The organism is Nocardia xishanensis NBRC 101358 (genome assembly GCF_001613365.1).
Lineage (GTDB): Bacteria > Actinomycetota > Actinomycetes > Mycobacteriales > Mycobacteriaceae > Nocardia > Nocardia xishanensis.
Genome location: NZ_BDCF01000032.1, coordinates 81,532 through 87,801 on the forward strand (window position 1 = coordinate 81,532; position 6,270 = coordinate 87,801).

The 6,270-nt window shown below is 68.0% G+C and carries 7 protein-coding genes; 4 read left to right on the forward strand and 3 right to left on the reverse strand.

Going from position 1 to position 6,270, the window contains the following annotated elements:
- Positions 1-81 precede the first annotated feature (81 nt).
- Positions 82-1,044, forward strand: coding sequence for an alpha/beta hydrolase (locus tag NX1_RS23325; protein ID WP_068063288.1), 963 nt, complete (start codon positions 82-84; stop codon positions 1,042-1,044).
- 88 nt (positions 1,045-1,132) lie between these two features.
- Here the strand turns inward: NX1_RS23325 and NX1_RS23330 are convergent, their stop codons facing one another.
- Positions 1,133-1,465, reverse strand: coding sequence for a thioredoxin family protein (locus tag NX1_RS23330; protein WP_068063290.1), 333 nt, complete (start codon positions 1,463-1,465; stop codon positions 1,133-1,135).
- Positions 1,466-1,723: 258 nt separating this feature from the next.
- Here NX1_RS23330 and NX1_RS23335 point away from each other — a divergent pair, with 258 nt between their 5' ends.
- Entirely contained in the window at positions 1,724-2,464 is a 741-nt protein-coding gene (locus tag NX1_RS23335; protein ID WP_068063293.1) for an SCO6745 family protein, read from the forward strand.
- On the opposite strand, the gene NX1_RS23340 is transcribed toward NX1_RS23335, so the two are convergent.
- Positions 2,454-2,981, reverse strand: a complete 528-nt coding sequence (locus NX1_RS23340) for a GNAT family N-acetyltransferase (protein ID WP_068063295.1) — start codon at positions 2,979-2,981, stop codon at positions 2,454-2,456. The two genes, NX1_RS23335 and NX1_RS23340, sit on opposite strands and share 11 nt — an antisense overlap.
- A 97-nt stretch (positions 2,982-3,078) precedes the next feature.
- Positions 3,079-3,720 carry a hypothetical protein gene (locus tag NX1_RS23345; protein ID WP_157119980.1) on the reverse strand — a complete coding sequence of 214 codons (642 nt, stop codon included), beginning with the start codon at positions 3,718-3,720 and terminating at the stop codon, positions 3,079-3,081.
- Positions 3,721-3,865: 145 nt separating this feature from the next.
- Between NX1_RS23345 and NX1_RS23350 the strand changes: the two genes are divergently transcribed.
- Entirely contained in the window at positions 3,866-5,107 is a 1,242-nt protein-coding gene (locus NX1_RS23350; protein WP_068063299.1) for a TetR/AcrR family transcriptional regulator, read from the forward strand.
- A 200-nt stretch (positions 5,108-5,307) separates the two neighbouring features.
- Positions 5,308-6,270 (forward strand): acyl-CoA dehydrogenase family protein (locus NX1_RS23355; RefSeq protein ID WP_169812272.1); only part of this gene is annotated, 963 nt, incomplete at its 3' end.

Consider the following 6,270-nt stretch of genomic DNA (forward strand, 5'->3'; position numbering starts at 1 on the left):
TTGGCTCAACGGTTGGGGCGCGTTCGCGTCCGCTTCATCGAGACTTGAGGCCCATCCCCCACGACGCCGAAAGGCAGGACCATGGCCGGAAACCCCCTCGGTATTTCCCTCGAGCCCGCCGCGCAGGAGTTCGTCGACGCGACCTCCGAACCGCCGTTCCTGTACCAGCTGCCTCCGGAAGAGGGCCGCAAAGCGGTCGACGGCGTGCAGGACAGCCCCATCTTCAAGCCGGAGATCGACGAGGAGTGGATCACCGTCGAGGGCGGCCCCACCGGCTCGGTCCAGGTGCGCATCGTCAAACCGGTCGGGGCGGCCGGACCGCTCCCCGTCATCCTCTACACGCACGGCGCCGGGTGGGTCTTCGGCGACGCGCACACCCACGACCGGCTCGTGCGCGACCTCGCGGTCGGCGTGAACGCCGCGGTGGTGTTCCCCGAATACGACCGCTCGCCGGACGTGCGCTACCCGGTGGCGAACGAACAGTCCTACCGAGTCGCGCAGTGGATCACCACGGACGGCGGCGCGATGGGCCTGGATTCCTCGCGCATCGCCATCGCGGGAGACTCGGTCGGCGGCAACATGGCCATCGCGCTGACCCTGATGGCGAAGGAGCGCGGTGACGTCTCCTTCCTGCAGCAGGTGCTGTTCTACCCGGTGACCGACGCGAACTTCGACACCGGCTCGTACCGCGAATTCGCCGAGGGGTACTTCCTGACCCGCGACGGAATGCGCTGGTTCTGGGATCAGTACACGACCAGCGAAGAAGATCGGGCGCAGATCACCGCGTCGCCGTTGCGCGCGGGCATCGAACAGCTGACCGGCCTGCCGCCCGCCCTGGTCATCACCGCCGAGGCCGACGTGCTGCGCGACGAGGGCGAAGCCTTCGCCGGTAACCTGCGCCGGGCTGGTGTCCCGGTGACGCAGACCCGCTACGGCGGGATCGTGCACGACTTCGTGATGGTCAACGCGTTGCACGACACCCACGCGGCCAAAGCGGCGGTCGCCCAAGCCGTCGCGACCCTGACCGCGGCGCTGCGCGGCTGAGTCGCGGCGTCCGCCGCGGCTGCGAATCTCGACCCATGGTCGGAGGCGCAAGCCGGTAGGCCAGGTGCGCTGGGCGATCGAAAGACGTTCAGCGGTCAGGGAGATAGTCCTCGAACTCGTCCAGGAACTCCGGGACCGGGTCGACGCCCACGCTGTGGTGGACGAGGCGGCCGTCGACGAACAGGCCCAGCGTGGGAAACGCCCGCACCCGGTACCGCTCGGCCAGCTCCGGGTGCTCTTCCACGTTCACGCTGACGACGACGAGCCGATCGGAAAGTTCGTCGGCGATCTGGCGCAGCCGCGGGGTCGCCCGACGGCATGGGCCACACCACGGAGCGGAGAACACGACAAGCACCGGCTTACCGGCACCGAGCACGGTCTCGGCGAAGCTCTCGGTGGATACCGCGAAAACACTCTTCATCGGTTCTCTCCTCGACACTTCGCTCAGTTACTGGGTTACCGTGCGGCATCCCGCCAAACACTTCCGGGCCGCCCAGTAAGACGAGCCTGATCGAGAAGCTCGGCCGCCCGCAAGACGATCCGGATGGAACGGGGTGACACCTCATACGCCTTTCCGGGACCGCCCCTGCCGAGCGCCCGCGACATGACACAGGTGTTCCATACGGTGTAAGAATCACATAGTGTGGCGGCGGATACAGTCCGTCGAAAGGGAGTGCACGTGTCGGTCGCCGCCGCGGTCAAGAAGCAGGTTCAGGAACTCGGCGGGGGATTCATGTTCTCCCGGGAGACCAAGGAATTCGGGCGCACTACCGGAGTCGACGGGTTCTTCGGCCCGTACACCCGCGGCAGGGGCGGCGTGCTCGGCGACGTGGACGCCGACGTCGTCACCGCGGCCTTCGGCTTCTTCCCCGCCCATTCGATCCGCAAGGCCTGGGAATCGGTCCCCATGCCCGCCGCCAAGGCGGCCGAGGGCTACTTGGCCGCCTGTCAGGACTACGGCCGCCGCAAGCTGGCCGATTTCGAACAGGTCGAACGTCTCGCGCAATTGCTGGAAGTCGTTGTCGCCGCGGCCGATCCGGCCGGCGTGCCGCTGTTCGCCGGCTGGCGCGCGCTGCCGCTGCCCACCGACGCACCAGCCAGGGTCACGCAACTCGCCCATGTCCTGCGCGAACTCCGCGGCGGCCTGCACCTGCTCGCCGTCCGCGCCAGCGGCATCACCCCGCTGCAGGCCGTCCTGATCTCGGGCTCCTCGTTCAACGACGGCCCCGGCCAGGCCCGCTGGTACGGCTGGCCCGAACCCTTCGAGGACATCACCGCCACCGTGCAGGACCGCTGGCAACGCGCCGAAGTCCTCACCGACGACCTCATCACCCCCGCCTTCGCCGTCCTCGACGACGCCGCGGGCGCAGAACTCACCACCCTGCTCACCGCCGCCCACAAAACGGTCTTCACCCGCTGAGATCCGCACCTCCTGTGAGCCTTCCGCGGGGAGGCCCCGTCCTGGGAGCGGCGGCAATCGGGACGATGTCCACTTCCAGCAACGGCAGCTCGCGCCCGGGTACCGATCCGGACTCGGTACTCCCGACTCTGATCGCGCCCATCGCGCGATAGAACGGCTCCGCGTTCGGGTCCGACTCGATGACCAGCCGACGGAATCCGGCACCGCGCGCCACCTCGACCGCATGTCGGAACAGTTCGGTGCCGACTCCGTTGCCGATGGCCTCGGGCACGACGAAGAGCATTCCCAGATCACCGGTCGGCGCGGAACCATCGACGGTTACGAAGCCGACGACGGTCCCGCGCAGTTCGGCGACGGCAGTACGTAGGCCAACGACGTCGGAAGGCGACAGCGCCAGCTCACGCCGAAACGAGTCGAGGAGTTTTTCGCTGTAGCCCCAGAAACCTTTGGACCGTAGCGCGAGGTCACTGAGCAGTGCCGCTTCATCCGGGCGTCCGGGCCTGATCACGATAGCCATGTCACCGATCTGCCTATCAATTCGAGTTCAGCAGCTGCCCCTCACCGAGCACACGTGCCGACTACCTCCGTATCGGGCGACGTACGGGCGCTCGGACCTAGTGCGGCGGCTGGTTCTGGGGCGGGTACTGGTGCGTCCCTTGGCCGCTGGGGCCTCCGGGCGTGGGCGTCGTCCGCCCCACCGCAGCAGCGACCACCGTCGCGAGGGTGGCGGCGAATGCGGCGAGCGCGCAGGGGATGGACAACCAGAAGGTGTCTTCGAAGAGGAATTCGAACTGTGCGGCACTGAGCACGGCTTCCACCATGCCGGACAGCAGCATGCCCGCCGCCACCGCCGCGAGCGCGCGCAGCACCGGATACCGCGCGCCCATCCCCGCGAGCGCGCAGATACCGGTGACGATCGCGAGCAGGATCATCAGCACGAGCACGATGTCGGACCAGAGGAAACGCGAACTCGAGGACAACGCGTTGGCCACCCGGAAGACGACGACGAGCAACGCGGCGACCAGCAGCAGACCGCCCGCGACCCGCTCCATCGCGCCGCCGCTCGCCGGTCGGCTCGGTGGACCGTAACCGGGCATGGACGGCATCGGCGCGGGTACGCCGGGCGGCGGCGCGCCGTAGGGGTGCGGTTGACCGAAGTGGGGATGCGGCTGACTCTGCTGCGGGTTCACTTGACCCCCATACGGATTCGACTGGCCGGGCGGCCCGTACCCACCCGGCGGTATCGGATTCACCATCGACAGCACTCCTCCCCGGCCGCCCCGGCCGCACAATCGAACCGCTACGACGAAGAACCCTAGCGACACCAATCCCACGGCGCCGCCCATCACTCGATGGAGGTATCTCGCGGAGGCCGTCGCAGGCTGGGCCACACTAGAGGCGATGACCAGCAGCGCGAAGATCGAACCCCCGAAACGCCGACGCCCCCGTGATCGCCGGGCGTCCATCCTGCGTGCCGCGGGTGCGGCCTTCGCCGAGTCCGGCTATCACGGCACGTCGATGGCCGACATCGCCGCCGCGGTGGGGATCTCGGCGACCGCGCTGTACCGTCACTTCCGCAACAAGCAGGAGCTGCTCGGGCAGTGCCTGCTCACCGGGCTCGACACCACGCTCGCGCGGCTCGCCGAGGCCGCCCGCGCCGAGGAGCCGCAGACGCGGGTACTCACCGAACTGGTGGCGGTCGCGCTGGAGCTACGCGGGCTGCCGCGCCTGTGGCAGTTGGAATTTCGCAGCGTCAGCCCCGAGGATCGCCAGGCCGTCCTGGTTCGGGTGGTGCGATTGACCGGGTATCTGCGCCGCGCCGTCCGCGTGCGTCGTCCCGACCTGTCCGCCCCGGAGGTCGAACTGCTGAGCTGGTGCGTTCTGTCGGTGGCCGTCAGCCCCTCCTACCATCAGGTCGACCTGCCCGCGACGACCTTCGTCGACGTACTCGACGGAGCCGTGCTCGCGTTGATCACCGCGGATCTGCCACCGGAGGTACCGCACGCCCGGCCGGCGACCCGCGCTCCGCAGCCCGGCGGAACCGCGGATTTCGAGCGCACCGTGCGGCCGGAGCGGATGATCGCCGCGGCGGCCCGCCTGTTCAACACCCGCGGATACGCGGCGGTCGGCATCGAGGACATCGGCGCGGCGGTGGGGGTCAGCGGACCCGCGCTCTACCACCACTTCGCGAGCAAATCCGACCTGCTGAACGAGATCATCGAACGCAACGATCAGTGGATTCGGCTCTACACCTCGCGAGCCCTCGCCGAAGGCCGCGATGCCGGGGAGTCGATGCGACTGCTGTTGCGGTACTACGTTCGATTCGCGCTTGACGAGCCGGATCTGCTGGGCACCACGGTCAGCGAGGTCGGCCACCTGCCGGCGCCGCAGGCGAGCCGGTATCGCCGCACGCACCGCGAGGGCGTGCTCGGCTGGGCTCGGATGTTGCAATCGGCGCGCAGCGAGTTGTCGCTGCCGGTGGCGCGGGTGCTGATCCAGGCCATCTCGACCGTGGTCATCGACGCGGTACGCAATCCGCGATCCGTGCGCCGCGGCGACCTGCTCGACGCGCTGGCCGCGGTCGGCGACCGGATCGCGTTCTCGGTACCGCTCTCCGAAGCAGCCGCGCCGACGGCACCGTGAAGTTTATCGGCTATTAACTTACTCCTCTAATGACCGTTGAACTGCGGGAACTTGGCCGATACATGACACAAGTCACCTTAGTCGTGCTTAACTTACACTTGCGTAGCTGATTCCCGGCCACCAGAATCACCGCGGGGCGTACTGGAGTGCGCCCGGCACACACTCGGCCGCCGGGCCGGGTTTCTCTGGAAGGGCAGGCGGTGGGGCACTACAAGAGCAATGTCAGGGACCTGGAGTTCAACCTCTTCGAGGTATTCGGCCTCGAAGAGGTCTTGCGGACCGGAGCATTCGGCGACCTGGACGGCGACACCGTGCGGACCATGCTCGCCGAAGCCGCCCGGCTGGCCGAAGGACCGGTCGCCGAATCCTTCGCCGATACCGATCGCAATCCGCCCGTCTTCGACCCGGAGACGCACTCGGTGCGACTGCCCGACGCTTTCAAACGGTCGGTGCGAGCCTGGTACGACGGCGAATGGTGGCGCATCGGCAAATCGGAAGCGATCGGCGGCGTGGCCGCGCCGCGCATGCTGGCTTGGGCCATCAGCGAATTCGTGCTCGGCGCCCAGCCCGCGGCCTACATGTACCTGACCGGACCCAACATGGCCGACATCGTCGATGCCATCGGCACGGAAGAACAACGGCACTGGGCCGAACTCGCGGTGGAACGCAACTGGGGCGCCACCATGGTGCTCACCGAACCCGACGCGGGCTCCGATGTGGGCGCGGGCCGCACCAAGGCGGTCGAGCAGGAGGACGGCTCCTGGCACATCGAAGGTGTCAAGCGCTTCATCACCTCCGCCGACTCCGACGACCTGTTCGAAAACATCGTTCACCAGGTGCTCGCGCGACCCGAGGGCGCGGGCCCCGGCACCAAGGGGCTGAGCCTGTTCCTGGTGCCCAAGTACCACTTCGACAGCGAGACCGGCGAAATCGGTGACCGTAACGGCGTTTTCGTCACCAACGTCGAACACAAGATGGGTCTGAAGGCCTCGGCGACCTGCGAGCTGACCTTCGGCGGCCACGGCATCCCCGCCAAGGGCTGGCTGGTCGGCGACGTGCACAACGGCATCGCGCAGATGTTCAAGGTCATCGAGGAAGCGCGGATGATGGTGGGCACCAAGGCCATCGCGACCTTGTCGACCGGGTACCTGAACGCCCTCGAC